The sequence below is a fragment of the Paenibacillus sp. MMO-177 genome (assembly GCF_037147795.1).
Lineage (GTDB): Bacteria > Bacillota > Bacilli > Paenibacillales > Paenibacillaceae > Pristimantibacillus.
The window spans coordinates 107,420-133,112 of sequence record NZ_JBBCUR010000004.1; the positions used below are offsets into that span (position 1 = coordinate 107,420).

Annotated in this window: 26 protein-coding genes; all 26 read right to left on the reverse strand. The window is 52.7% G+C overall.

Going from position 1 to position 25,693, the window contains the following annotated elements; translation table 11 throughout:
• Nucleotide 1: 1 nt before the first annotated feature.
• On the reverse strand, nt 2–1,633 hold the full coding sequence (locus WFK81_RS15980) for a complex I subunit 4 family protein (RefSeq protein ID WP_336787409.1): 1,632 nt from the start codon (nt 1,631–1,633) through the stop codon (nt 2–4).
• A complete protein-coding gene (nuoL, locus tag WFK81_RS15985) occupies nt 1,634–3,511 on the reverse strand; it encodes an NADH-quinone oxidoreductase subunit L (protein WP_336787410.1) in 1,878 nt (625 codons plus the stop codon).
• Between the two features lie 8 nt (nt 3,512–3,519).
• Nucleotides 3,520–3,822 carry an NADH-quinone oxidoreductase subunit NuoK gene (gene nuoK, locus WFK81_RS15990; protein WP_336787411.1) on the reverse strand — a complete coding sequence of 101 codons (303 nt, stop codon included), beginning with the start codon at nt 3,820–3,822 and terminating at the stop codon, nt 3,520–3,522.
• A 1-nt stretch (nt 3,823) separates the two neighbouring features.
• Nucleotides 3,824–4,339, reverse strand: coding sequence for an NADH-quinone oxidoreductase subunit J (locus WFK81_RS15995; protein ID WP_336787412.1), 516 nt, complete (start codon nt 4,337–4,339; stop codon nt 3,824–3,826).
• Between the two features lies 1 nt (nt 4,340).
• The gene (nuoI, locus tag WFK81_RS16000) at nt 4,341–4,790 is read right to left on the reverse strand and encodes an NADH-quinone oxidoreductase subunit NuoI (protein WP_336787413.1); all 450 of its coding nucleotides are present in this window, start codon (nt 4,788–4,790) and stop codon (nt 4,341–4,343) included.
• A gap of 124 nt (nt 4,791–4,914) precedes the next feature.
• Nucleotides 4,915–5,928 (reverse strand): NADH-quinone oxidoreductase subunit NuoH, encoded by a 1,014-nt coding sequence (gene nuoH, locus WFK81_RS16005; RefSeq protein ID WP_336787414.1) that lies wholly within the window; start codon nt 5,926–5,928, stop codon nt 4,915–4,917.
• Complete coding sequence (locus WFK81_RS16010) at nt 5,928–7,028, reverse strand: NADH-quinone oxidoreductase subunit D (RefSeq protein WP_336787415.1); 1,101 nt, start codon at nt 7,026–7,028, stop codon at nt 5,928–5,930. Before WFK81_RS16010 ends, nuoH begins: the two co-directional genes overlap by 1 nt.
• Nucleotides 7,029–7,035: 7 nt before the next feature.
• Nucleotides 7,036–8,037 carry an NADH-quinone oxidoreductase subunit C gene (locus WFK81_RS16015; protein WP_336787416.1) on the reverse strand — a complete coding sequence of 334 codons (1,002 nt, stop codon included), beginning with the start codon at nt 8,035–8,037 and terminating at the stop codon, nt 7,036–7,038.
• Nucleotides 8,034–8,552 (reverse strand): NuoB/complex I 20 kDa subunit family protein, encoded by a 519-nt coding sequence (locus WFK81_RS16020; protein ID WP_127497877.1) that lies wholly within the window; start codon nt 8,550–8,552, stop codon nt 8,034–8,036. Before WFK81_RS16020 ends, WFK81_RS16015 begins: the two co-directional genes overlap by 4 nt.
• The gene (locus WFK81_RS16025) at nt 8,537–8,947 is read right to left on the reverse strand and encodes an NADH-quinone oxidoreductase subunit A (protein WP_049790091.1); all 411 of its coding nucleotides are present in this window, start codon (nt 8,945–8,947) and stop codon (nt 8,537–8,539) included. The genes WFK81_RS16020 and WFK81_RS16025 overlap by 16 nt, the downstream gene beginning before the upstream one ends.
• A 490-nt stretch (nt 8,948–9,437) precedes the next feature.
• Nucleotides 9,438–11,660, reverse strand: coding sequence for a methyl-accepting chemotaxis protein (locus WFK81_RS16030; RefSeq protein ID WP_336787417.1), 2,223 nt, complete (start codon nt 11,658–11,660; stop codon nt 9,438–9,440).
• 206 nt (nt 11,661–11,866) lie between these two features.
• Complete coding sequence (gene fhuB / locus WFK81_RS16035) at nt 11,867–13,918, reverse strand: Fe(3+)-hydroxamate ABC transporter permease FhuB (RefSeq protein ID WP_336787418.1); 2,052 nt, start codon at nt 13,916–13,918, stop codon at nt 11,867–11,869.
• The gene (locus tag WFK81_RS16040; RefSeq protein ID WP_336787419.1) at nt 13,918–14,949 is read right to left on the reverse strand and encodes an ABC transporter substrate-binding protein; all 1,032 of its coding nucleotides are present in this window, start codon (nt 14,947–14,949) and stop codon (nt 13,918–13,920) included. The genes fhuB and WFK81_RS16040 overlap by 1 nt, the downstream gene beginning before the upstream one ends.
• A 171-nt stretch (nt 14,950–15,120) precedes the next feature.
• Nucleotides 15,121–15,909, reverse strand: a complete 789-nt coding sequence (locus WFK81_RS16045) for a tyrosine-protein phosphatase (protein WP_336787420.1) — start codon at nt 15,907–15,909, stop codon at nt 15,121–15,123.
• 170 nt (nt 15,910–16,079) lie between these two features.
• Complete coding sequence (locus WFK81_RS16050; protein WP_132308774.1) at nt 16,080–16,478, reverse strand: F0F1 ATP synthase subunit epsilon; 399 nt, start codon at nt 16,476–16,478, stop codon at nt 16,080–16,082.
• Nucleotides 16,479–16,502: 24 nt separating this feature from the next.
• Nucleotides 16,503–17,906 (reverse strand): F0F1 ATP synthase subunit beta, encoded by a 1,404-nt coding sequence (gene atpD, locus WFK81_RS16055; protein ID WP_132308772.1) that lies wholly within the window; start codon nt 17,904–17,906, stop codon nt 16,503–16,505.
• Nucleotides 17,907–17,948: 42 nt separating this feature from the next.
• Nucleotides 17,949–18,809: an ATP synthase F1 subunit gamma gene (gene atpG / locus WFK81_RS16060; protein WP_132308975.1), complete on the reverse strand. Its 861-nt coding sequence runs from the start codon at nt 18,807–18,809 to the stop codon at nt 17,949–17,951.
• A 301-nt stretch (nt 18,810–19,110) separates the two neighbouring features.
• Entirely contained in the window at nt 19,111–20,625 is a 1,515-nt protein-coding gene (gene atpA, locus WFK81_RS16065; RefSeq protein WP_336787421.1) for a F0F1 ATP synthase subunit alpha, read from the reverse strand.
• Between the two features lie 24 nt (nt 20,626–20,649).
• Nucleotides 20,650–21,189 (reverse strand): F0F1 ATP synthase subunit delta, encoded by a 540-nt coding sequence (locus WFK81_RS16070; protein WP_336787422.1) that lies wholly within the window; start codon nt 21,187–21,189, stop codon nt 20,650–20,652.
• Complete coding sequence (atpF, locus tag WFK81_RS16075; RefSeq protein ID WP_336787423.1) at nt 21,186–21,668, reverse strand: F0F1 ATP synthase subunit B; 483 nt, start codon at nt 21,666–21,668, stop codon at nt 21,186–21,188. The genes WFK81_RS16070 and atpF overlap by 4 nt, the downstream gene beginning before the upstream one ends.
• Nucleotides 21,669–21,796: 128 nt before the next feature.
• Nucleotides 21,797–22,021, reverse strand: coding sequence for a F0F1 ATP synthase subunit C (gene atpE, locus WFK81_RS16080; RefSeq protein WP_015847364.1), 225 nt, complete (start codon nt 22,019–22,021; stop codon nt 21,797–21,799).
• Between the two features lie 75 nt (nt 22,022–22,096).
• Complete coding sequence (atpB, locus tag WFK81_RS16085; RefSeq protein ID WP_336787424.1) at nt 22,097–22,861, reverse strand: F0F1 ATP synthase subunit A; 765 nt, start codon at nt 22,859–22,861, stop codon at nt 22,097–22,099.
• Nucleotides 22,861–23,271: an ATP synthase subunit I gene (locus WFK81_RS16090; RefSeq protein WP_127497902.1), complete on the reverse strand. Its 411-nt coding sequence runs from the start codon at nt 23,269–23,271 to the stop codon at nt 22,861–22,863. Before WFK81_RS16090 ends, atpB begins: the two co-directional genes overlap by 1 nt.
• Nucleotides 23,271–23,546 (reverse strand): AtpZ/AtpI family protein, encoded by a 276-nt coding sequence (locus tag WFK81_RS16095; RefSeq protein WP_336787425.1) that lies wholly within the window; start codon nt 23,544–23,546, stop codon nt 23,271–23,273. The genes WFK81_RS16090 and WFK81_RS16095 overlap by 1 nt, the downstream gene beginning before the upstream one ends.
• Before the next feature lie 188 nt (nt 23,547–23,734).
• A complete protein-coding gene (gene wecB / locus WFK81_RS16100) occupies nt 23,735–24,883 on the reverse strand; it encodes a non-hydrolyzing UDP-N-acetylglucosamine 2-epimerase (protein WP_336787426.1) in 1,149 nt (382 codons plus the stop codon).
• A gap of 174 nt (nt 24,884–25,057) precedes the next feature.
• Nucleotides 25,058–25,687 carry a uracil phosphoribosyltransferase gene (gene upp / locus WFK81_RS16105; protein ID WP_336787427.1) on the reverse strand — a complete coding sequence of 210 codons (630 nt, stop codon included), beginning with the start codon at nt 25,685–25,687 and terminating at the stop codon, nt 25,058–25,060.
• Nucleotides 25,688–25,693: the final 6 nt, after the last annotated feature.

The window sequence follows — 25,693 nt, forward strand, 5'->3', positions numbered from 1 at the left end:
CTTATCCCCCCATCCTTAACGAAAATAACGGTTTGAACAGGCCTTCCACGCTATATTGGAACGTATCCGTCAGCACGGACGGGTAACAGCCCAGAAGCAGGATAAACGCCAGCAGAACAATCATCGGCAGTGCCTCAATCAGCCTTGCGTCTTTAACCGCGAGATACCGTTCTTCGATAGGGCCAAAGGTTGTTTTCAAAACAGCCCTCAAAATGTATACGGCGGTCAGAATGACGCCGATAACCGAGAAGCCGGCAATCCAAGGCTGGCTGTCGAACAAGCCAAGCAGCGACAGGAACTCGCCCACAAAGCCAGATAGACCCGGCAGCCCTAAGGATGCAAGACCCCCGGCAAGCAGAATGCCCGAGATAAAAGGCATCGATCTCGCCAGCCCGCCAAGCTCGGATAAAGTTGTCGTCTTTGTCCTCTCGTATAAACTCCCGACAATGAGGAAGAGGAGCGCCGAGATCAGACCATGCGAGACAAGCTGGAACACGGCCCCTTGCAAGCCAATCTCGTTAAAAGCCGCAAGCCCCAGCAGAACGATCCCCATATGGCTGATCGAGGAATAAGCGAGCACCAGCTTGAGTTCGGTCTGCCGGAAAGCAATAAGCGCCCCGTACAAGAGATTGGCCAAGCCAAGAGATGCCAGTACAAGCGCCCAATCCTTCGCCTGCTCGGGGAATAATACAATGCCGAACCGAATCAGGCCGTATGCCCCCATTTTGAGCAGCACGCCGGAGTGAATCATGACAATGGCCGGATGCGCCTCATTGTGAACCTTCAGCATCCAGGTGTGGAACGGCAGAATCGGAAGCTTAATTCCGAACGCCGCCACCAACAGGAGGAAAATAACCGTATGCATCGTAGCCGACATATGGAACGGGTTCAGTCCGCCCGCCTGATTCGGAGCAAGGTTCACCCATGCCGAAGGATCGGACAGATTGCGGAGAATATCCGCATAACTGCCGCTATAAATAAAGGATGACGTATCCTGATCGATATGGAAGCCGGCCGTATTTACAAGAAGAATAAAGGCAATAAGCATGATAGCCGATCCAAGGCCGTTATAGACAACGAAATGATTAGCAGCCCGCTCCCGGTTGAAGTAGCCCCAGATCCCGATCAGGAAGTACATCGCAATAAGCGTAATTTCGAAGAAAATAAAGAACAAGAATAAATCCCGCGCCATAAATACGCCAAGCACGCCCGTCTCCAGGAGCAAGAACCAGGCGTAAAACGCCTTCCATCGCTTTTTCACATGAACGGAAGCAAAAGCCGCCATCGCCGTAATCAGCGTTGTAAGAATAACAAGCGGCAAGGACAACCCGTCGATACCCACATCATACCGGAACGACAGCGAATAGCTCGTTACCCCATTCGAGGCTTGCGTCTCCTTGTTTAGCGGAACATCTACCCAGGTAGCCGTTTCCTCATAAGCGTTGCCGCCCAGATGTTTGTCGTAATCGGCATACAGCCATAGGGACAGGACAAGCGGAATCAACATAGCGACGATTGCTGCCGCCTGCAGCCAACGGTTACGGTGCTTCGGCAGCAGAAGAACGACCAGAAGCCCGACAAGCGGGGTTGCGAGAATAATCGATAGAATCGGAAGATCGGTCAGGTCCGTCATTTACCAAAACCTCCTTCCAACGATTGCCGCGATAATAACGATAAGACCGATAACGGCGGTCAAGCCGTACGTCTGCGTCTGCCCGTTGCTCAGCCTGGTCAATACCCGGCCGCCCGCTACGGCCGTAAAACCGACTAACCTCACCGCGCCGCCAATTACGTATTCGTCAAAAGCATTCAGGCCTTTTCCCAGCGCACGCACCGCTTTGACAATAACGGCGTCATAAAATTCGTTTACGTAATATTGCCGCTGCAGCAGATGAACGAGCCACGGCATTTTTGCTGCTGCAGCTCCGCGCTCGATGCTGCCTTTGCCGTACATAAGCCAGCCTACATAGATGCCAAGCACTCCAACCGCGATGGAAGCTACAATCGCGCCGCCGCTTGCATGTGCCCTCTCTGCGCCGTCCGTCAGCCAGCTGCTCAGCCAACCGTTCCAAGGCGTCTCGACAAAACCCGCTCCAACCGATATAACGGCAAGCACGAGCAGCGGAATCGTCATCACCTTCGAGGATTCCTTCACCTGGCCCGGCTGCTGAAGTCGGGATTTGCCCGTAAAGACGATAAAAAACAACCGAGACATATACAGTGCCGTACAGAAGGCTGCCGCAAGTCCAACGGCAAACAGGAACGGATTCTCGTCAAGCGCGGAAGCCAGAATCGCATCCTTGGACCAGAATCCCGAGAACGGCGGAATACCGGATAAAGACAACGCTCCGATTGCAAAGGTCCATGCCGTGATGCGCATTTTGGAGCCAAGGCCGCCCATCTCGTGAATGTTCTGGGTATGTACCGCATGAATCACGCTGCCGGCCGCCAGGAACAAAAGCGCCTTGAAGAAAGCATGCGTGAACAGGTGGAAAATACCGCCCGTCATCGAGCCAAGCCCCATCGCCATGACCATGTAACCAAGCTGGCTAATGGTTGAGTAGGCCAGAATCCGTTTAATATCATTTTGCGCGAGCGCTACGGTTGCGGCGAAGATCGCCGTAAATCCGCCAAAGTAAGCCACCGTATGCATCGCGGCTGCGGAAGCTTCAAAGATATCAAACGTTCTCGCGAGAAGGAATACGCCGGCCGCTACCATCGTCGCCGCGTGGATCAAGGCACTGATTGGCGTTGGACCCTCCATCGCATCCGGGAGCCATACATGCAGCGGGAATTGGCCGGACTTGCCGATTACTCCCATGAACAATAGCAGGGCAATCGAGGTTGTAATGGTCATCGTAATCGCACCGGACTGCCCTTCGGTAAACACATTATGTATGCTGTTGAAATCTAGCGCATGGCCGGGCATATACCAGAACAGCACGATTATGCCAAGCAGCAGCCCCGCGTCGCCGATTCTGGTCACGATAAACGCTTTTTTCGCCGCAGCGCGTGCCGCAGGTTTTGCATACCAGAAGCCAACAAGCAAGAAGGAGCATACGCCAACCAGCTCCCAGAATATATAGAAGACAAGCATATTGTCGGACAGCACCAGCCCTAGCATAGCAAATGTAAAGAGCGCGACATAGCCGTAAAAGACCGTGATGCGTTCATCCTTTTTCATGTAGCCGGCCGAATACACGTTTACGAGAAAGCTGACCACCGTCACGATCACAAGCATAAGGGCATTCAGATTCGTGATTTCAAAACCAATCTTTAGCGTGTATTCGCCAAGACCAATCCATTTGTAGCTGTCGCCGCTGTAATCCACCGCATTTGGCCCTAATCTCTCGATAAATACAAGCAGGGACATGACCAGCGATGCAAGCGAGCCAATCGAACCGATCAGCACGCCAGCCAGCCGGTAGCTCCTGCCCAGGGCCGTGAGCAGAAGGAAGGCAGCAAACGGGAAGAGCGGAATGAGCCACGCTGCTTTCGTTAATTGATCCACGGGTCACATCACCTCTTCATCTCGTCGAATTCATCTACATTAACGGTACCTCGAGCACGGAACAAGGCGATTAATACCGCTACCCCAACGGCAGCCTCCGCCGCCGCCACTGTAATGGTGAATAAAGCGAATACCTGGCCGGTTAGGGACGGAACAACCCCGTATTTGGAGAACGCGACCAAGTTCAAATTCACCGCGTTTAGCATAAGCTCAATCGATAACAGGACGATCACGGCATTCCGTTTCACCAAGGCTCCGTACAGCCCGATGCAAAACAGGATCGCCGCCATCGTCAAATAGGATGGAAGCATGTTAATCCGCCCCCTTTTTCGCAATAGCAATCGCGCCAATAAAGGCAACCGTCAGCAGCACCGACAACAGCTCGAACGGCACGATGTATCCCGTATACAGCAGCTGGCCAATGCTCGACGTATTATCTCCCGCAGCCTGCAGCGGCTGGGCATCGGGGAAATCCGTCGTCCGAATGGCGTAGAACAGAATTCCGAACAAGCATAGCGCTCCTATAGCGGCCAGCGTCTCGTGAAGAGGCTTAACCGGATCGGCCTGTTTATTCTGATGGTTGGTCATCATAATGCCGAATATCATCAGAATGGATACAGCCCCCGCATAGATCAGCACTTGGACGAAAGCCACAAACTCCGCGTCCAGCAGCACAAACATCCCGGCTAGGCCCAGGAACACCGCAGCCATGGAGATGACCATATGCACGACCTTCTGAAGACTAACCATAAGGACAGCTCCGATGATCATTATCGCCGAGAAGATAAAAAAAGCGGCGAACTCGCCATTAAAATCAATATTGAACAACTTATTTGGCGCCTCCTTTCGCAGGAGCTCCGATGTTATTGTTATCCTGACGGACCAGCGTGTTATTGTCGGTCAGCCACTGTACATCCTTGAACAGATCATCCCGGCTGTACGCGGACAGCTCGAAATGATTGGTCATCACAATCGCTTCCGTCGGGCAAACCTCGGTGCATAAATCGCATAAGATGCAAATTTCGAAATTGATATCAAACGTGTCGATAACCTTGCCTTTTTTGGCCGGATCCGGGTTCGGCTTGCCGGTCAGCGTAATGCAGTCGGTCGGACAGATTCTTGCGCACTGGTTGCAGACGATGCAGAGGTCCGGAATAAAATGCTGAATACCGCGGAACCGGTCCGGCATAACAATCGGCTCATCGGGATAAGAAGTCGTCACTTTTTTCGATACCATTGATTTGAGCGTCACGCCAAGCCCTTGCACAAGTCCATTCATGGCTAGATCCTCCTAAAAAGAATGATCACCTAAACTGCCTGATTTAGGCTGTTTGTGATGATTCTTGCTTCGTAAGCATTAGCTTAAAGAATTGCGATGTAATTCTTGCTTCGGCGCAACCCTTTTATTTTACGAACAGCTCCAGGTAACCTGCCGTCAGAAATACGTTCAGCAGCGATACCGGCAGCAGCACCTTCCAGCCCAGCCCCATCAGCTGATCAACCCGGATACGCGGGAAGCTCGCCCGGATCCAGAATAAGAAGAACACGATAAACGCGAATTTGAGCAGAAACCAGATGATTCCCGGCACAAAATCAAGAAAAGGCGCCGGCGCGTGCCACCCGCCGAGGAACAGCACGGTCGTCAAAGCCGCAATCGCATAGACGTAGACATACTCCGACAGCATAAAGAACGCAAAACGGAAGCCGCTGTATTCCACATGATAGCCGGCCACAAGCTCCGACTCCGCCTCCGGCAGGTCAAACGGCGTACGGTTCAGCTCGGATACCGCAGCAATCATGAACACGACAAAGCCGATAATTTGAGGGATGAAGTTCCAGTCCCAGAACCAGCCGCCGGACTGCGCCGCCACGATATCCCTCAGATTAAGGCTGCCGCTTAGCAGGATTACGCCAACAACGGAGATAACGAGCGGAACCTCGTAGCTGATCATTTGCGCTGCCGAGCGCATGCCGCCAAGAAGCGCGTATTTATTGTTCGAAGCCCAACCCCCGAGTACAATGGCCAAGGTTGAGATACCCGATAAAGCGGCGTAATAGAGCAAGCCGACGTTCAGATCGGCAAAATAAAGCTTATCCGTATAAGGAATGACCGCGAGTACCGTAAATGCGGGTACATAGCAGAGTATAGGGGCAAGAACGAACAGGAGGCGGTCGGCTTTGCGCGGAATCGTGTCTTCCTTAATAAGAAGCTTGAATATGTCGGCCACCGTCTGGAGAAGGCCTAGCGGACCAACCCGGTTTGGGCCGATCCGAAGCTGCATCCAGCCGATAACCTTCCGTTCGAAATAAATGGCGTAGGTAACAAAGCCAAGCACAACGAACAGGAACACCGCGCCCCATAGAAAAATAATAACAGCATTGCCCCAAGTCATCGAGTCATGCAGCCATGCACCCATCAGCAATCAACCTCCCCGACTACAATGTCGACGCCGCCGAGGATCGTAATCAGGTTGGTCATCGTCTCTCCCACCAGCAGCTTGGGCAAAATCTGCAGATTCACAAAGGACGGCCGCCGGAACTTCAGGCGGTAGGGCTCTGCTTTTCCTTTCGAGACGATATGACAGCCGATCTCCCCGCGTGGTGATTCAATACGGACATACACTTCTCCCGCCGGAGGACGGATAACGCGGGGCACCTTGCCCATCGTCTCTCCGCCGGACGGCATTTGCTCAAGCGCTTGCTCGAGAATGCGCAGGCTCTGCTTTATTTCCTCCAACCGGATGACGTAACGGTCATAGCAATCCCCGTTATGCCCCAGCGGCACATCAAATTCGAAGCGGTTATACAAGCTGTACGGCTCCGCCTTGCGCAAATCCCAGTCTACGCCGGTGCAGCGCAGGTTGGCGCCGGATAGACCATAGTCGATCGCCGTTGCCGCATCGTATCGGCCAACACCTTTGATCCGGGCGAGGAAAATCTCGTTGCCGCTCACCAGCTTGTCGTATTCCTGCAGTTTGCCGTACATATACGGAATGAAATCCCGCACTTTATCCAGCCAGCCCGGCGGCGCATCCCATTTCACTCCGCCAACCCTCATATAATTGTAAGTCAAACGGGCCCCGCAAAGTTCATTAAATAAATTAATAATAATCTCCCGATCGCGGAAGGCATAGAGGAACGGGCTCATCGCCCCGATGTCTAGCAGATAGGTACCCCACCAGACGAGGTGGCTGGCCACCCTCTGCAGCTCCATCACAATAAGGCGCATAAACTCCGCGCGTTCCGGGATTTCAAGGCCCATCATCGTCTCAACGGCATGAACCAGCACGTAGTTATTGGTCATGGCCGACACATAATCCATCCGGTCGGTATAAGGAATAATCTGCGTATAATTCAATTGCTCGGCTAGCTTCTCGGTACCGCGGTGCAAATACCCCATAACCGGAGTTGCTTCCGTGATGACTTCGCCGTCGAGTTTGACAACGATACGGAAAACGCCATGCGTGCTGGGATGCTGGGGACCGACATTCAATAGCAGTTCTTCGGTACGAATCACGCTGCAGCTACACCTCCGAATCGAGCGGCTCATAATCTTTGCGCAGCGGGTGGCCGACCCAGTCGTCGGACATCATAATGCGGCGCAGATCGGGATGGCCCGGGAATGATACTCCTAACAGATCATAAATTTCGCGTTCGTTCCAATTTGCGGTTGCCCAGACGGGCGTTACCGAAGCGATAACAGGGTCGCCGCGGTCTGCCTTCACCTTCACTGCCAGCTCGCGCCGGCTTTCGAGATGGACCAAATGATAGACAACCTCTAAATGCGTCTCATAATCAACGCCGGATACATTCCGCAAGTAGGTAAAATGAAGCTCTTCATGCCGCTTCAGCAGTTCGGCCGTCGAGATCCAATGCTCATTCTTCACGATTATCGTCGGCATATGCCGGCTCATCTCATTAATATAAGCATCCTCCAGCGCCTCTTCGTCAACGAGGCTGCGAATCAACCTCGCCACCGAATCAAGCTCCGGCTGCTTGGGCGACGGCTCCGGCGGTGGCGCCGTCTCTGCCGCGTCCGGCGCTGCTCCGCCCGCGTTTGCGTCTTCCTTCGCCGCGGCCCTCGCCGCGCGGGCTTCCGCCGCCGCCTTCAGCTTCGCCTCCCGCTCCGCATCCACCGCGCCCTCCAGCGCTGCTCTGCCCGCGTTTGCGGCTTCCTTCGCCGCCGCTCTTGCCGCGCGGGCTTCCGCCGCCGCCTTCAGCTTCGCTTCCCGCTCCGCATCCACCGCGCCCTCCGGCGCTGCTCCGCCAGCGTTTGCGGCTTCCTTCGCCGCGGCCCTCGCCGCGCGGGCTTCCGCCGCCGCCTTCAGCTTCGCCTCCCGCTCCGCATCCACCGCGTCCTCCGGTGCTGCGCTTGCGCCTACCGCGTCCGCCTCCTTCGCACCGCCCGCATCCGCATCAATCGCCGGTGCCTCGGTCGGCGCCGCCGGTAATTCCGCGGCAGACTTCACTTCCTCTTCTGCCTTTATCTCTTCCGGCTTTTGCCCTTCATCCTTCTCCTCGCTCATCGGTCCGTCACCCGCTTCCCGGTTTTCGCTTCGTAACGGATTTTTTCTTGCAGCTTGTTAATGCCGTAGATCAGCGCCGCCGGATTAGGCGGACAGCCCGGTATGTAAACATCGACGGGGACGATTTGATCCACGCCCTTCATCACTGCATAAGACTTGATATACGGTCCGCCCGCAGTCGCGCAGGAGCCCATTGCAATCACCCATTTGGGCTCGGGCATCTGGTCATACAGCCGGCGCAGCAGCGGACCCATTTTCTTGGTCACGGTGCCAGCGACAATCATCACGTCCGATTGGCGCGGAGAGGTACGGAACATCACCCCGAACCGGTCAAGATCGTAATGGGAAGCGCCGGTTCCCATCATTTCAATCGCGCAGCAGGCCAGGCCAAAGGTCAGCGGCCAAAGCGAGTTGCTCCGCGCCCAGGCCTTCAGCTGCTCCAGCGTTCCCATAAAGACGTTGCGCTCCAGCTCCTTGCGTTCTTCCAGCGATATCGACTCTAAACTGAATTCCATTTCAGCACCTTCTTTTTCCAGGCATATAGAAGTCCGATAAACAGCATTGCCGCAAAAATGAACATCTCGACCAGCACAAAAAGGCCGAGCTTTTTATATGCGACGGCCCAAGGGTATAAGAAAACGGTTTCCACATCAAAGATGACAAACATTAACGCAAAGATGTAATACCGGATGTTGAAGCGCACTTGTCCCTCGCCAACCGGCTCATTGCCGCTCTCGTAGGTTGCTTGCTTCGGATCATTCGGCTTATGCGGTCTAAGCAGTCTTCCGACGGTCAGCGCCGCTGCCGGGAGCAAGATCCCGAGAAAAATAAAAATAGCCACGACGACATACTGGTTGACGTAATTGTCCACACCATCGCCTCCGTCAAAGCGGACCAGCCGCTTGGTCATTTTTCCTCACAATTATAACAAATGCTACCACAGCCGTCTATGAAAGAGTTGTTCGGCTCCGCCTCCCCGAAGAGCCGGACAAGCCCGTAACGGCGCGGCCTCCCGGGGACCGAAAGGCACCCGCCGGACGCCCGGTCAGCACGTTACCGGCCTGTCACACTATTAGCTTATGCTCGCCACCCCTAACGATATCCCACCGTTAAACAAATCGCCCCTCTTCCTAGAGCTGCTTTGGCATTGCGACTCTCTTAACGATGTCCCACATCGTTAAGCCGCCCAAAATCCGCACTCCACTGCCACTTTTGCCTCTCCACGCCTCCCTTAACGATCTCCCGTATCGTTAAGCCTCCCACTAGCGCCTCTTTGAACATGCTTAACGATGTCCCACATCGTTAAGCGGTCCAATCCGCACTGCTTGGCTGCAATAACTCCCCCTCCCGCAACGCAAAAAACAGGAAGAACGCCACCATCAGGCGTCCTTCCTGCATCATTATCTCGACCGCGATTCCGTCAGCTTGAACTGGCCAACCAGCTGCTGCAGGAACTTCGTGATCGACTCTACGCTCTCCGAGGTTTGGCGTACGCTGTCCATCTCTCCGATCAACTCCTGCACCTTGCCCTCCACATCGGAGGAGACCTTGCGGTTCTCCATGCTGACGAGGGCAATCCGCTCCATCAGGTTCACCACTTCGTCTACGACCTGCGATTTTCGGCTGTCCTCGCTTTGCGCCGTCTGCAGTGTGCTGGCTGCGGCCGCAACCAGCTGCGTGCCTTCCTCGACGACCTTTGTGCCTTCGTCCATCGATGCATAAGCCTGCTTCGCTTCATCATAAATTTGATGCGTAATCTGATGCACTTCCTCCGTGGAACGGCGGGTCATATCCGCCAGCTTGCGGATCTCCGATGCCACAACGGCAAAGCCGCGCCCTTGCTCGCCTACGCGCGCCGCCTCGATCGACGCATTCAACGCAAGCAAATTCGTTTGCGCCGAAATCTCCTCGATAACCTGCAGGACGCCGCGGATCTCTTCAACCGTATGCATAAACCGGCGGATCGTATCATTCGTATCACCGACCTTCGTAGAAATATGCTGCATTTTATCCCCAATCCGGTCTACTTCCGATTGCGCCACGGCAATCTGCTCGGCGGCCTGCAGCTCCAGAAGGCGCAGCGTATTTCTCATTTCGTCGGCAGAATGCTTCGCCATGTCAATATCCTTCAGCTGATTGCGGATGCTGCCGATCATGTCGCCAACCTTGCGGCTTACCCGCTCTGTCGACTTCGCGGTAACGGCAGCCGATTCATTCATGATATTCTGGCTGGATAGGACGTCCGATGCGGCCAGCTTCACCTTCAGCATAATCCCTTCAAGCGAGTCGATCATGTTGTTAATCCATTTGGCAAGCTCTCTCGTTTCGTCGTTGTCGAACTTGGATGGCTCAAGACGCTGCGTCAAATCCCCTTTCCCCTCCGCGTTAATACGGATGAACCGGTTGATTCGCCGCAAGTTGCGGACAACCCGGCGGGACTCCTTCCGCTGCACGGCACCGGCGACAAACTGCCCAAACACCAAGGTCCATAAGCCTGTCGCTGCAGCAGTTACCCATACCGGAGCTTGCGAGGCAAGAACCGCGGCCAGTACCGCTACCAGCACCGCCTGAATAAGCGTCTGCCACAGCTGAAGCTTGCTGAAGCGCCAGCGGATGCTGCGGATCCGGTATACCTCTTCCAGGTCGCCCTCGCACATCATCCCCCATACGTCCGGGCAATGCGGCATCTGCAGCGTTACGCCTTTCCCGATAACCGGGATATGACGGTAATCCGAATAACCGGGGAATTCCACAAATAAGTTGCTGCCGTTATCAATGGTGCTGCGGACACCGGGGTGAAGCTCGCCCGTAGCCGGATCCGTAAAGATAATCTCCAGCTCCGTATGCTCCTTGATCGAGACCATTCCCCAGTCGGTCGTAACCCCGTCCTTCAAATTCTCGCCAAACGTAAACGTCCGGTCCTCGAACCGGCTTCGCGACAACGCGGTCCCAAGCGCAATATGCTGATTCAGATGCGGCTTCGCCATAAAAATATAATTGTCGCCCGAGTCCGGATAGACGTGGCCGGATTCCCGTTGGATCAGATCCCCCAGCACATCGTTCGGAACCCGACCGCATAACGTCCCCGCATATTCTCCATTCACAGTAAGGGGATAGATGAAGAGCAGAGTCATTTTATCGTGAAAGGAGGAGGATCTTGGTCCAAGGCTTAACGTTACCGGATCGCCATAGGGTCCAAACAGGCACGGCCTCGGCGCGCTTCCGGTCCACGCGTAATCAAGTCCCGGCGCAATCAAGCTCCCGCTGCCATAGACCGTTCCTCTATGTTTCTCGTAAGTGGAAACAAGAACCTGTCCTTTCCGATCAAGCAGAAACAGCTCCGTCCAGTCGTTTCCTCTCGCATATGTACGTTCGAGCAGACGGGTAACGGCCAGCATTTGTTCTTCCTGATGCATCGGTTTGCCTTGAGCGGCTCCCGCCGCAATCTGCTCCGCCAGCCGCTCGATGTATCCCCAATATTCATGCGCCCAAGAAGTAAGCAGCTCCTTGCGCGTCTCTGCTATGCCTTCGAAGATCTGTTCAACGTCTTTCTTCATCCCATGATTCAAACGCCATGAGACCCAAAGCGGCAGCCCTTTTTTTGTACCTAGCCAGTCGAACATGTGCATCCCCCATATCCTGGTCATCTAGTAGTTATGTCATATATACTAACATATGAATTGATAAATTTTGATAGATATGTAAGGTATTTTTCGCCATTTTGTATAATTTTTTAAACTTTTTTGTTACATAAGCCCTAAATGCGTCGAAAAAGGCCGCCCTTAGACTCATATAGCGAGCCTTAGGACAGCCTTTCTTCCATAACCTTCTATTTTTTGCCAGAACGATACATCAGATACATAAAATACGGAGCCCCGATGACCGCTGCTACCAGTCCGGACGGCAGCTCTTTAGGCGCAAGCAGCGACCTTCCCACCGTATCGGCGAGAACCAGCAGCAAGGCCCCCAGCAAAGCCGTTAAAGGAACCAGCTTGCGGTACTTCGGTCCAACCAGCATGCGCGTCATATGAGGTGCGATTAACCCGATAAAACCAATCGAGCCTACCGTCGCAACGGCTGCCGCCGCCATGGCAACGCCAACTCCGCCAATGACCAGCCGTGTCCGGTCTACGCGAAGGCCCAGATTCGTTACGGTCGCATCCGAGAATTGAAGAACATCCACCTTGCGTGCCAAATACCAGGCGACTGGCAGCAGGATAATCGGCCAGAACACGAGTTGCCAGAAATCATCCCAGTTGCGCGCATAAGTCGTACCGGATAACCATACAAGCGCAGATGCCAGCGTCAGCTTCATACGGATAACGAGCACCTGAACGATTGCGCTGGCCATCGATGAGACGGCAAGACCAATCAGGGCGACGACTGAAGGATTAAAGGAGCTTTTTCGCCCGAGCAGGAACACGATTACCGCAGCGCCTACAGCGCCGATAAAAGCACCCGCAGGCAGCCATTGCACCGATACCTGCGTAAATACGGCGAGCATCAGCATAGCCCCAACGCTAGCCCCGCCTGTTACGCCGATAATGGACGGATCCGCCAGCGGGTTCCGGACAACTCCTTGCAGCAGCAAGCCGCTGACGGCAAGCGTGGCGCCGGCAAGCGCGGCTACCAGCGTACGGGGAATCCTCATCTCGACAATACGCTGCGTACTGTCCGCCCCGTGGCCGAACAAAGCGTTAACGACATCCGCTACCGGAATGCGCAAGCTTCCGAATGCAAGACTGACAATAAGACTTGCAACGAGCAGCAGCGAGAATATCGCCACCCACCAGCCAAACGGTACTTTCGTAGCCGAACGTCCAGGCGAATTCCCTGTCTGCGGCGCCCCTTCCTTGCGGGCCTTTACCGTACGCAGGACAAGCCAAGCAAGCCATGGTCCGCCGATAAGCGCCGTTACGGCACCGGCAGGCAAAGGTCCAAGCGAATATTTGAAATGCATCGCGATGGCATCCGAGCCAATAACGATAATAGCTCCCCATAGGAAAGACAGCGGAAGTAGCACAGCATGCCGCTTAGCTCCTAACATCCGCATGAGATGCGGCGCGATCAGGCCCACGAAGCCGATTGGACCAACGACGCTGACGGCAGCTGCCGCGAGCAATACGGCAATGCCAAGACCCGTAAGGCGGATCCGTCCGACCTTTTGCCCCAGCGAGGTAACCGTATCCTCATCGAGCTCCATTAGATCCCATTTGCCAGCTAGAAGAAAAGCAAGCAGAAAGCAGCCGATAATCCAAGGCCATGCGTGCTGAACGCCGCCCCAATCATTTTGCACAAGCGAGCCGGAGCCCCACATGAATAATCCTTGCGTCTTTTGTTCGTGAAATAATTGAAGCACGCCTGTAAAAGCCGCCGCGGTCATCGTAACGATCATCCCGGACAATGCAAGCCTTACCGGGGACGCTTTCGTACCTCCCGCCATCACAAAAGCCGCACCGGCTGCAGCAATCGCACCGATAAAGGTAAGCAGCAAAGGGAAGCCCATCGCAAGGCCCGGGAACATAATCGTCCCTACCGTCAAGGCTAGAAAAGCCCCCGCGTTAATCCCCAGCGTGCCGGCGGACGCGAGCGGGTTGCGGGTCACATTTTGGAATAACGCGCCTGCCACGGCCAAAGCTCCGCCCGTGAGAATGCCGATGACCATGCGGGGCAGCCGGACCGTCCACAAAATTTGATGCTCCAATACGGGAGTGGATTCAAAAACAGCTCGCCATACGGTCTTCACCGGCATTGCGGCTTCTCCAAGTGTCAGGTGATAAGAAGCTAAAGCGAGGAGCAGCAGAAGACCCGCCGCCGATACTAGCAGCGGGCTCCAGTTACCCTTACTTGTTTCCTTATTCGTTAGAAGGTTCGTATTCATTAGCCGAGCGCTTCAAGCGTGCGTTCTACAAGAAGTTTTGCGGACAACGGACCGCCAAACGGCCAAATGCCTTTCATGTCATACACGCGGTTTTCTTTTGCAAAGTTCAAGTTCTTATACACTTCATTCTTGGGAAGCAGCTCGCTGAAGACGGTATCCGTTGCGCTTGTTGTGTACAATACGCTGGCGTCCGGCGTCTTGGTCAAGCCTTCGATATCCGTTTCCGAATAACCGTATTGCTGGAACGTGCTGTCCTGATGCGCGTTTTTCAAACCGATCTTCGCGAGAATCGCCATAGCCATGGAGTTGTCGGTGAACAGGCGGAAGGTGGCTACGCCCTCATTGGTCCAAGCCTGCGTGAATACAACCTCTTGCCCCTCTTTGCCTGCGCTAGCCAGCTTCGCTTTGGACTCATCGTAATAGCTATGCAGATCAGCCAATACTTTCTCGCCTTCCGCTTTTTTGTCCAGAGCATCCGCAATGGCCGAGAAGGTTTGCTCCATTTCACTGTATTGATCTAGTCCGCCATCTTCCGGATACGGGTTGAAAATAAGCGTTGGCGCAATCGCCGACAGCTGATCGTAGATCGCTTCGTGTCGGAAACTTACACCGATAATCAGGTCGGGATCCAGGCTCGTAATCGTCTCGATGCTTGGCTCTTGGCGGGTACCCACATCAACAACCGTTGCATCCAGCTTTGGATCAATGGCTCCGTACCATTCCCCGTATCCCTTCACATCCGCTACGCCGGCAGGCTGTACGCCAAGCGCGATCAGATCCTCTGCATAGGTCCATTCCAGAACAACGACTTTTTTTGGCGTTCCGGTAATTTTTGTTTCGCCAAGCGCATGCTTGATGGTGCGTTCAGCCGTTTCGTCGGCTGCTGTATTTGTGCTTGCAATTGCATTCGCGTTTGAATTTGCTTGCTCGGACTCCTGCTTGTTATTGCCCGCGTTATTGCCGCCTCCGCAAGCAGCCAGGAATACCATCATTGCCGCAAGAATGAGACCCGTCCATTTCATTTGTTTCATTGCTTAACCCCCACAAAAATGATTATCATTCTCAATAACTACTTTCTCAATGATAAAGATTATCATTGTTGAAGTCAATAGAAATGAACCAACTTTTACTTAAAAAAAATAACCTGGCAGACATGATCACCGTTTCATCATGTCTGCCAGGTTACTCTTTCTCTAAAGCTATTATTTGCCGAACAAGGATTTAAGCTTGCCCCAGCCTCCAGATTTTGCAGTCTGCTGCATAAGAGACGGCTGATCGGTTAACTCTCTCGCGTTCCAGATCGCCTGAGCATTACGTTCGAAATACCTTCTCCATACCGGCCCAAGCTCGGATTCTATACGTTCATAGGCCTGTTTCAACTTGAAACTTCGCCACTCCAGATGATGGGCATCGGAAGAAACGAAATGAATAAGTCCGTGCCTGCAGAGCGTCCAAGCGGATTTCTCGATCCCTCTGCCGAAGCCTCCCAGTAAGGAATGGGTCGTCACTTGCGCGTAAGCTCCCAGCTCCACCAACTCAGCCAGACGGTCGGGATTTTGAACCACCTCCGCATTACGCTCCGGATGAGCAATGACGGCACGGATGCCTAACAAACGCAGTTCGTATACAACCTGCTCCATCGATTTGGGAATCTGCGAGGAAGGCATTTCTATAAGTACATACGAGGAATCCCCCATTGGCAAGAGCTTTCCGTTCTGCCAGTTCGATAAAAAATCGGAATGAATGCGGATCTCCTGCCCCGTTCGAATTTGCAGCGGAATAGCAAGTTCGGTCAACCTGTTGTTCAATTCGGCCACCAGCTCTATTACGGTCTCTTTGTCATTGCTATATTTACCGTCGTAATGATGAGGCGTCGCTATAATCCCCGTAATACCTTCAGCCGCCGCGGCACGGGCCATCTGAATCGAATAATCCCAATCCGCGGCACCATCGTCAATGCCAGGCAAAATATGTGTATGTATATCAATCATGCCAGCGCCCCCTGCTCTACCGTTCCGTTTATTTCTTCCATTGTGAGAGATTCTTATATTGAAGTCAATGAGACGCAAGTCGGCATTATGACAAAATCAGGAGAAAACAATTGTCTGAACGAAAAAACCGTTCAAATCTCTTTAGATGAGATTTGAACGGTTTTAGGTTTTTAACGTTCTGTAACGTTGATCCGGTTCGATGCACGCTGCAGAGCAAGCTCTGCGCGTTTGAAGTCGATTTCGTCGCGTTTAGCTGCCAGGCGCTCTTCAGCGCGCTGTTTCGCAGCTTGTGCACGGTTTACATCGATTTCGGAAGCCAGCTCAGCGCTTTCGGCCAGGATGACCACTTTGTCCTTACGGACTTCAATGAATCCACCGCCTACAGCAAGAACATCAACTTTACCGTCGCGCTTAATGCTGACCGGCGCAATACGCAGCGGTGTTACCAGCGGGATGTGGTTCGGCAAAATGCCGAGCTCGCCCGCGATCCCTTTAACGCTGACCATATTAGCCGTCTCCGCATATACCTTGCGCTCCGGAGTTACGATTTCAACCAGAAAAGTACTCATGTGGATTCCTCCCGCCTTTCGCTATTACAGCGTTTTGGCTTTCTCCACGGCCTCTTCAATCACACCTACATACCGGAAAGCTTCTTCCGGAAGGTCGTCATGTTTGCCCTCGAGAATTTCTTTGAAGCTGCGAACAGATTCTTTAACAGGTACGTATTTACCTTTGATACCTGTGAACGGCTCGGCAACGTGGAACGGTTGGGACAGGAACAATTGAATGCGGCGCGCGCGCGATACAGTCAGCTTGTCTTCCTCTGTCAACTCGTCCATACCAAGGATTGCGATGATATCTTGAAGCTCTTTGTAGCGCTGAAGAATTTTCTTAACGCCTTGAGCTACGTTGTAATGCTCTTCGCCCAGAATGTCCGGGTTCAGGATACGGGACGACGAAGCAAGTGGATCTACCGCTGGGAAGATACCCATCTCGGAGATTTTACGCTCAAGGTTAGTTGTAGCGTCCAAGTGAGCAAACGTCGTTGCAGGAGCCGGGTCCGTATAGTCATCGGCAGGTACGTAGATCGCTTGGATCGAAGTAACCGAACCTTTTTTCGTCGATGTGATACGCTCTTGCAATTGACCCATTTCGGTTGCCAGCGTTGGCTGGTAACCTACCGCGGAAGGCATACGGCCGAGAAGGGCCGAAACCTCGGAACCTGCTTGCGTGAAGCGGAAGATGTTGTCGACGAACAGAAGCACGTCGCGGCCTTCAGCGTCACGGAAATATTCAGCCATTGTCAGACCTGTCAGGGCTACGCGTTGACGAGCGCCTGGCGGTTCGTTCATTTGTCCGAATACCATCGCTGTTTTTGGAAGTACGCCCGAATCTTTCATCTCGTGGTAAAGGTCGTTACCTTCACGAGTACGCTCGCCTACGCCGGCGAATACCGAGATACCGCCATGTTCTTGAGCGATGTTGTTGATAAGCTCTTGGATCGTTACCGTTTTACCTACGCCCGCACCGCCGAACAGACCGATTTTACCGCCTTTCGCGTATGGAGCAAGCAAGTCGATAACTTTGATGCCTGTTTCAAGAATTTCCGATTGCGTGGACAATTCTTCGAATGCCGGAGCCGGACGGTGGATCGGAAGGTTAATTTCCGAAGTTGCGTCGCCAGCTTGGTCGATTGGCTCGCCCAGTACGTTAAATACGCGGCCGAGTGTTGGTGCTCCAACCGGGATAGTGATTGGCGCGCCTGTGTCGACAGCTTCCATGCCGCGAACCAGACCGTCAGTTGTGCTCATCGCAACAGCGCGAACCAAGTTGTCACCGAGGTGAACAGCTACTTCAAGCGTCAGATTGATATCAATGCCGCCTGCTTGGCCCTTCTGGTCGATTTTGACAGCGTTCAAAATTTCCGGCAGGTTGCCGCGTTCGAACTCCAAGTCGACGACCGGACCCATGACGGATACAACGCGTCCTTTTTTCATGGTTTTCCCTCCTGGTACTTTCTTTGTTTCCTGCTATATTCCTTAAGCCTGTGCGTTCGCACCGGCTACGATCTCAGAGATCTCTTGCGTGATTGCCGCCTGACGAGCCCGGTTATAGGTCAGCGTCAATTGGTTGATCATTTTGTTAGCATTTTTCGTCGCGCTGCCCATGGCCGTCATGCGAGCGCCCTGCTCGCTGGCTTTACCGTCAAGTAGCGCGCTGTAAATAAGCGTCTCCGCGTATTTAGGCAGCAGCACTTCCAGAACGCCTTCAGCGGACGGCTCGTACTCGTACGAAGTTACCGGACCGTTGCTGCTTACGTCCTGAAGCGGAAGCAGACGTTGTTCTGTCGGGATCTGAGTAATGGCGTTTACGAATTGGTTGTAGTAGATGTACAGCTCATCGTATTTGCCCTCAGAGAACATTTTGACTGCGTTATAAGCGATCGACTTGATGTCCGCGAACGTAGGAGCATCGGACAGACCGATTACTTCCTCAACGATCGGCATGTTGCGGCGTTTGAAATAATCGCGGCCTTTACGTCCGATAACGAACAACACGTACTCATCATTCGATTTGTGCTTCTCGCGAATCGTTTGCGTAACCTTACGAAGGATGTTCGCATTGTAGCCGCCCGCCAGACCACGGTCGGAAGTGATAACGAGGTAACCCGTTTTTTGCACCGGACGCGTCTCGAGCATCGGGTGTTTCACGCCTTTCGTGCCTGCTGCGATGCTTGCTACTACTTCCTTCAGCTTATCCGAATAAGGACGGGCTTTTGTCGATGCCTCTTGTGCTCTTCTGAGCTTGGAAGCCGCAACCATCTCCATCGCTTTCGTGATTTGCTTCATGTTTTGTTTACTTTTGATCTCGCGCTTAATGTCGCGCATGCCTTTTGCCATTGCATTGTCACCCGCCTTTGTTGCTTTGCCGTCTGGTGGTGGTTGAGAAGCGCCGGTTGGCTCATTGTTACAGGAATCTGCATTTCACCTTGGCCGCCATTGAATCCGTATCCTTTGAACAATCACCTCGCGGTGAGGATACGAATTCAAAAGCGGCACGTAAACTCTGCGGCTCACGCAGTTCCTTCCACAAACGCCAAGCGCTATTCAAACACCAAAAGACAAACAAAGCCTGGTGTTAAGCGCCTGCGCCCGTACGAAGACGGGCGCGAGACATTTATTTAGAGGCTTTTACAGGCTATTAAGCCGATACGGAAAAGCCTTTTTTGAACTTCGCGATCGCGTCAACAAGAGCTTTCTCGTTGTCGGCAACGAGGTCTTTTGTTGTACGGATGGACTCGCCGATTTCCGGATGGTTGGAATCCAGGAATGCCAGGAATTCTTTCTCGAAGCGCAGGATATCTGCAACTGGAATGTCATCCAGGTGGCCTTTAACCGCGGAGTAGATCGAGATAACTTGCTTCTCAACCGGCATCGGCTGGTTAACGCCTTGCTTCAGAATTTCCATTGTACGAGCACCGCGGTTCAGACGAGCGAGTGTCGATTTATCGAGATCGGAGCCGAACTGCGAGAACGCTTGAAGCTCGCGGTAAGCCGCAAGGTCCAGACGGAGCGTGCCGGCAACCTTTTTCATTGCTTTAATTTGAGCGGAACCGCCTACGCGGGATACGGAGATACCTACGTTAACCGCCGGACGTTGGCCGGAGTAGAACAGGTCGGATTCCAGGAAGATTTGCCCGTCGGTGATCGAGATTACGTTCGTAGGAATGTAAGCCGATACGTCGGACGCTTGAGTCTCGATGAACGGAAGAGCCGTCAGCGAGCCGCCGCCAAGAGCGTCGCTAAGCTTAGCTGCGCGCTCGAGCAAACGGGAATGCAAGTAGAATACGTCGCCTGGGTAAGCTTCCCGGCCCGGAGGACGGCGGAGCAACAGGGACAATTCGCGGTATGCAGCCGCTTGTTTCGACAAGTCGTCATAGATTACCAGGACGTGCTCGCCTTTGTACATGAAGTACTCGCCCATCGAGCAGCCTGCATATGGAGCCAGGAAGAGCAATGGAGCCGGATCGGATGCACCGGCAGTTACAACGATTGTGTAGTCAAGCGCACCATGTTTGCGAAGCGTTTCTACAACGCCTGCTACTGTGGATTGTTTTTGACCTACAGCAACGTAGATACATTTTACGCCGTTGCCTTTTTGGTTGATGATTGCGTCGATCGCAATCGCCGTTTTACCCGTTTGACGGTCGCCGATGATCAGCTCGCGTTGTCCGCGGCCTACCGGTACCATCGCGTCGATCGCTTTGATACCCGTTTGCATTGGCTCATGTACCGATTTACGGTCAATTACGCCAGGAGCTGGGGATTCAATCGCACGGAATTGAGTTGTGTTGATTGGGCCTTTGCCGTCAAGCGGCTGACCCAGCGGGTTTACTACGCGGCCCAGAAGCTCTTCGCCTACCGGCACTTCCATGATGCGGCCCGTACGTTTTACTTGGTCGCCTTCACGGATATCCGTATAAGGACCGAGGATAACGACACCCACGTTGCTTTCTTCCAAGTTGAGCGCCATACCTACAACGCCGTTAGCGAATTCGAGCAGTTCTCCCTGCATCGCATTCTCCAGGCCGTGTACGCGGGCGATACCGTCACCGACACTAATAACAGTGCCGACGTCAACGACTTGAATTTCGGATTTATATTGTTCGATCTGTTGTTTAATCAGCGTGCTGATTTCATCAGGTCTGATACTCAATTCGTTCACCCCTATCTACATGCATTAGATTTTAAACGATTTTTGTAAACGTTCCAGCTTGCCGGACAGGCTGCCGTCATACAGACGGTCGCCGATGCGTACTTGTACGCCGCCGAGCAATGCCGGGTTAACGATTTGTTCTGCGATAATTTTCTTGCCGCTCAGCTTGCCGAAGCTTGCTTCAACCTCAGCCAGCTCTTCGCCGGACAAGGAATGGGCTGTATACACAATTGCATGTGCCTGGCCCAGCGCTTCGCCTGCAATCTTTGTATACGCTTCGTATACATCCGAGATCAGCTCTTGGCGGCCGCGGACAAGAATAAGCTCAAGCGTATGAAGGACAAGCGCCGAAACGTGATCACCGAATGCGCCTTTCAGCACAGCGATTTTCTTTTCCGGCTCGATGCTAGGAAGCTCCAGGAATTTGCGGGCATCAGCGTCGTTTTTCAGGTTTTGAACAATCAGCTTCAACTGTTCTTCCGTTTCCGATACGATGCCTTGCTCGCTAGCAAGCTCAAACAGTGCTTTAGCGTAGCGCTTCGCTACGACGATATCCCGGCTCATTTGCTTCCAACTTCTTTCAGGTATTGGTTAACCAACTGCTCCTGGGATTTCTCGTCCACTTGCTTTTCGATAATTTTCGACGCGATTTTGACGGAAATGCCGCCAACCTCTTCGCGCAGTGCTGCAACCGCTTTGTTTTTCTCGCTCTCGATATCTTTAACCGCGTCGTCTTTCAGACGAGTGGATTCGGATTTCGCAACTTGAATAATTTCTTCGGCTTGTTTCGTGCTAGTAGCTTTTGCTTGCTCAATAATGTCGTAAGCTTCTTTACGAGCTTCTTGAAGTGCTTGTTTTTGTTGCTCCAGCTGCTGTTCAGCTTCTTTCTTGCTAGTTTCCGCATTAGCGATTTGCTCTGCAACATACTGTCTGCGTTGTTCCATTACGCTCAGCAACGGACCAAATGCGTAGCGCTTCAGCAAGTACAGAAGGATCAGGAACGCAACTAGCTGGATGACAAGACTCGACCATACGATATGCAAAAAACGTCACTCCCTTCTATAGCTTAAAACAATTTCATTCGTACAATGCTGCCGCCCCTTAAAGGGCTGAACAAAAAGGAAGGCGTGGAGGCAAAGCCACACTCCCCGCCATGTTTATGCTTGTGATATTAGGATTTGCCCAAGAAGATGAACGCGAGTACCAGTGTGATAACTGGAAGTGCTTCGACGAGCGCGACACCGATAAACATTGTTGTTTGAAGAGTACCGCGAAGTTCTGGTTGACGGGAAATACCCTCAACTGTGCGACCTACGATCAGACCGTTACCAATACCTGCGCCAAGTGCGCCCAAACCGAATACAATTGCTGCTGCAACTAATGCCAATGCTCCCATTAGAAAAATCCTCCTCAATTTTCGTGAAAATAGTTTTTTTATATTGACCGCCGGTATTCCGCCGGTTTGAAGCCATTAATGCTGCTCGCCATGCTCTTCATGCACAATCGCTTGCGACATGTAAACCATTGTAAGCATACAGAATACGAATGCTTGAATTGCACCTACGAATACGCTGAAACCTTGCCACACGACAAGCGCCGGGATACCCCAAACACCCATTCCGAGAATGACGGCAATCATGACCTCGCCCGCGAAGATGTTGCCGTATAGACGCAAAGCAAGCGACAACGGCTTCGATACTTCTTTGATCAGGGACAGAGGCAGGAAGAGCCAATGCGGTTCGACATAGTGCTTCAGGTAATGCTTCGTGTTGAGACGAAGACCCTCGATATGCGTCAGCAGGATAACGATCAGCGTCAGAGCGCCAGTTACTGCAACGTCTGCAGTCGGCGATTTCCACCAAGCGATATGCGCTTCTTCTTTTCCGTCCAGGAAAAGGTCCATTCCAAGGAATGTTGCACCGTGATGCACTTCAGTAACAATACCCAGCGGCAGACCAAGCATGTCGCCGACAAAAATATACATAATCAGGGTGAGACCGAGGATAAGATATGGACGGCCTTTCTTGAGGTCCATAGACGTACCGATAATGTTCTGCACGAATTCGATAACCCACTCCAGGAAGTTCTGAAGTTTCGTCGGATTGGTAACCGAAATGTTTCTCACTGAGAGCCTTGCAAGTACAAAGACAATGATGCTAGTGATCAAAATCATCGCGATTACGGCCAAATCAAATTCGATTCCAGCTACATGAACGATAGGAGAAATATGATCCATTAGTTATTTTCACCCCTTTCATCGGTAGGATTCGACGCCATCAACTTTCTTCTGGACAAAAATCCCAGTATGAGTGTTGCCAATTGTGCGACAAATAATCCGGCAACAGTCGCTGAAAGCTGAAACGTGTATGTTTGTGTCGCAATCACAACTGCCAACAACGCGACGCACGCCCGGGTGAAAAAGCCGATATTCATCCTTTTCGTACCTTGCGCGGCGGCATTCGCTCCGATCTTCGTAACCTTCCAGCCCAGTATCCTTGCGTTTACTAGACTAGCTGCTCCTCCGATCATCAGACCGCCCCACCAGCTCTCGTACTCGGGCAGAACCGCCCAAGCAATACAGCATAGGGACATGAATAAGAAAGTAACTCTTGTAACGGCTTTCAAGTGGGCCGACAAATCGTCCATTATTTCGCTTTGCCTCCCGCAAACGTCCGAATCAGGAATATAACCGTAATAATGCCTATTGCAAGTCCCGCTACCAGTCCGATTATGGAATAGTATTCGGTACCGTTTGCAAGATCGGCCTTATGACCAAGCCAGTAGCCAAGCCCCAGACATACGGCTAGATCGGCCCCAATAGTGCCGACCAATCCCATTGCTCTCCAAGGGTCGTCTCCGAAACTGCCATGATCCGACTTATTCTGATTTTCTTTGGACGGTTGTTCTTTGGATGGATCCATGCGGAATCACTCCAAAACTCTCATTTATTTTATCGAAGCTGTTAAACTTTTGTCAATTCATTTAAATTCAAACATTTAGTGAACAGCGGCCCGAAAATCCTTATAAATAAAGGATTTTTCGAGCTTCAAACCGTACAGTACCACTGTATGCTGTACATTGCTTATCTAGCAGCTGTCCGCTTAAAAAACTATGAACGTTGTGTGAACGGTTCAGGCCGCTCGCTTGTTCTTCCAAAATGATGCAAAATCGCCTGAACAATGCGCGCCGAAGCTTGTCCGTCGCCGTAAGGATTGGCAGATTTGCTCATTTTTTCGTACAAAGCTGCGTCGTTCAGGAGCGCGCGAGCACGGCTGTATACCGTCTCTTCATCCGTACCGACCAGCTCAAGCGTTCCGGCTTCGATTCCTTCCGGACGTTCCGTAGTGTCCCGGAGCACCAAGGTAGGCACGCCAAACGACGGAGCCTCTTCCTGCAGGCCGCCGGAATCGGTCATAATCATATAAGCGTGAGGATAAAAATTATGGAATTCGAAAACATCAAGCGGTTCGATTAATTGAATACGCGGATGATTGCCAAGAATTTCGTTAGCCGGTTCTCTTACTGCCGGATTCGGGTGCACGGCGTAGACGATTGCTACGTCTTCATGCTCGTCGGCGATCCGTTTAACCGCGCGGAAAATGTTGCGGTGCGGCTCGCCCAGCGCTTCCCGGCGGTGCGCCGTCATCAGGATCATGCGCTTGCCCTTCGCCCACTCGATGACCGGATGGGAGAACGACGGGTCAACCGTATATTGGAAGACATCCGTTGCGGTATTGCCCGTTACGTAAATCGAAGCTTCCGATTTGTTCTCCTTGCGCAGGTTGCCTGCCGACCATTCCGTAGGAGCAAAATGCACATCCGACAGCACGCCTGCCAGCTGGCGGTTCATTTCTTCCGGATACGGGGACAGCTTGTTCCACGTACGAAGACCGGCTTCGACGTGGCCTACTTGAATTTGCTTCAGGAAGGACGCATAGCTCGCTAGAAACGTTGTCTGCGTATCGCCATGCACAAGCACGATATCCGGCTTGGCTTCCGCGAGAATGGGATCCAGGCCCTCCAGAACGCGTACGGTAGTCTCGGTCAGCGTCTGGCGGTCCTTCATGACGTTCAGGTCGTAGTTCGGCTGAATCTCGAAGAAATCAAGCACCTGGTCGAGCATTTGGCGGTGCTGCGCCGTGACGCAGACGATCGATTCGATCTGATCGGCATGCTTGTTCAATTCCAGTACAAGCGGAGCCATCTTTACGGCTTCCGGACGGGTACCAAAAATCGTCATTACTTTCAGTTTAGACAAAACGACTCACTCCTAAAATGAATGGTTACATAATGAGCTCGTTAGAGCGAATGGTGACATTCATGCTTCGCAAGCATACGCTTTAAATGAATGGTTACATAATGAGCTCGTTAGAGCGAATGGTGACATTCATGCTTCGTAAGCAAATTTTCTTCTTGCTTCTATTCTTTCACCTTAGTTCGTGCCGAACAGGCGGTCACCGGCATCGCCCAGACCCGGCACGATGTAGCCCTTCTCATTCAAAGCATCGTCGAGTGCGGCAAGATAAATATCGATTTCCGGATGAGCGTCCTGTACGGCTTTTACTCCTTCCGGAGCAGCGATCAGGCACATCAGCTTGATCTGGTCGCAGCCGCGCTTCTTCAGCGAGTTGATCGCCGCGATCGCCGAACCGCCGGTAGCCAGCATCGGATCGATAACAATCAGCTGACGGTTTGCCGCATCCGTAGGCAGATTAATGTAGTATTCCGTTGGCTGGAGTGTTTCGTGGTCGCGGACAAGTCCGATATGACCAACTTTTGCGGCCGGAATCAGCTTCAGCATCCCTTCAACCATACCAAGTCCCGCACGCAGAATCGGGATAAGCCCCAGCATGCGTCCGGATACCACCTTCGCATTCGTCGTTGCGACGGGCGTCTCCACCGTAATGGTATCAAGAGGTACGTCTCTTGTAATTTCGTAAGCCATCAGAGTGGCTACCTCGTCAACCAGTTCACGAAAGTCCTTCGTATTGGTATCTTTGTTTCTAATAAAGGTCAGCTTATGCTGAATCAATGGATGGTCGCATATAACCACTTTGCTCATGGAGCG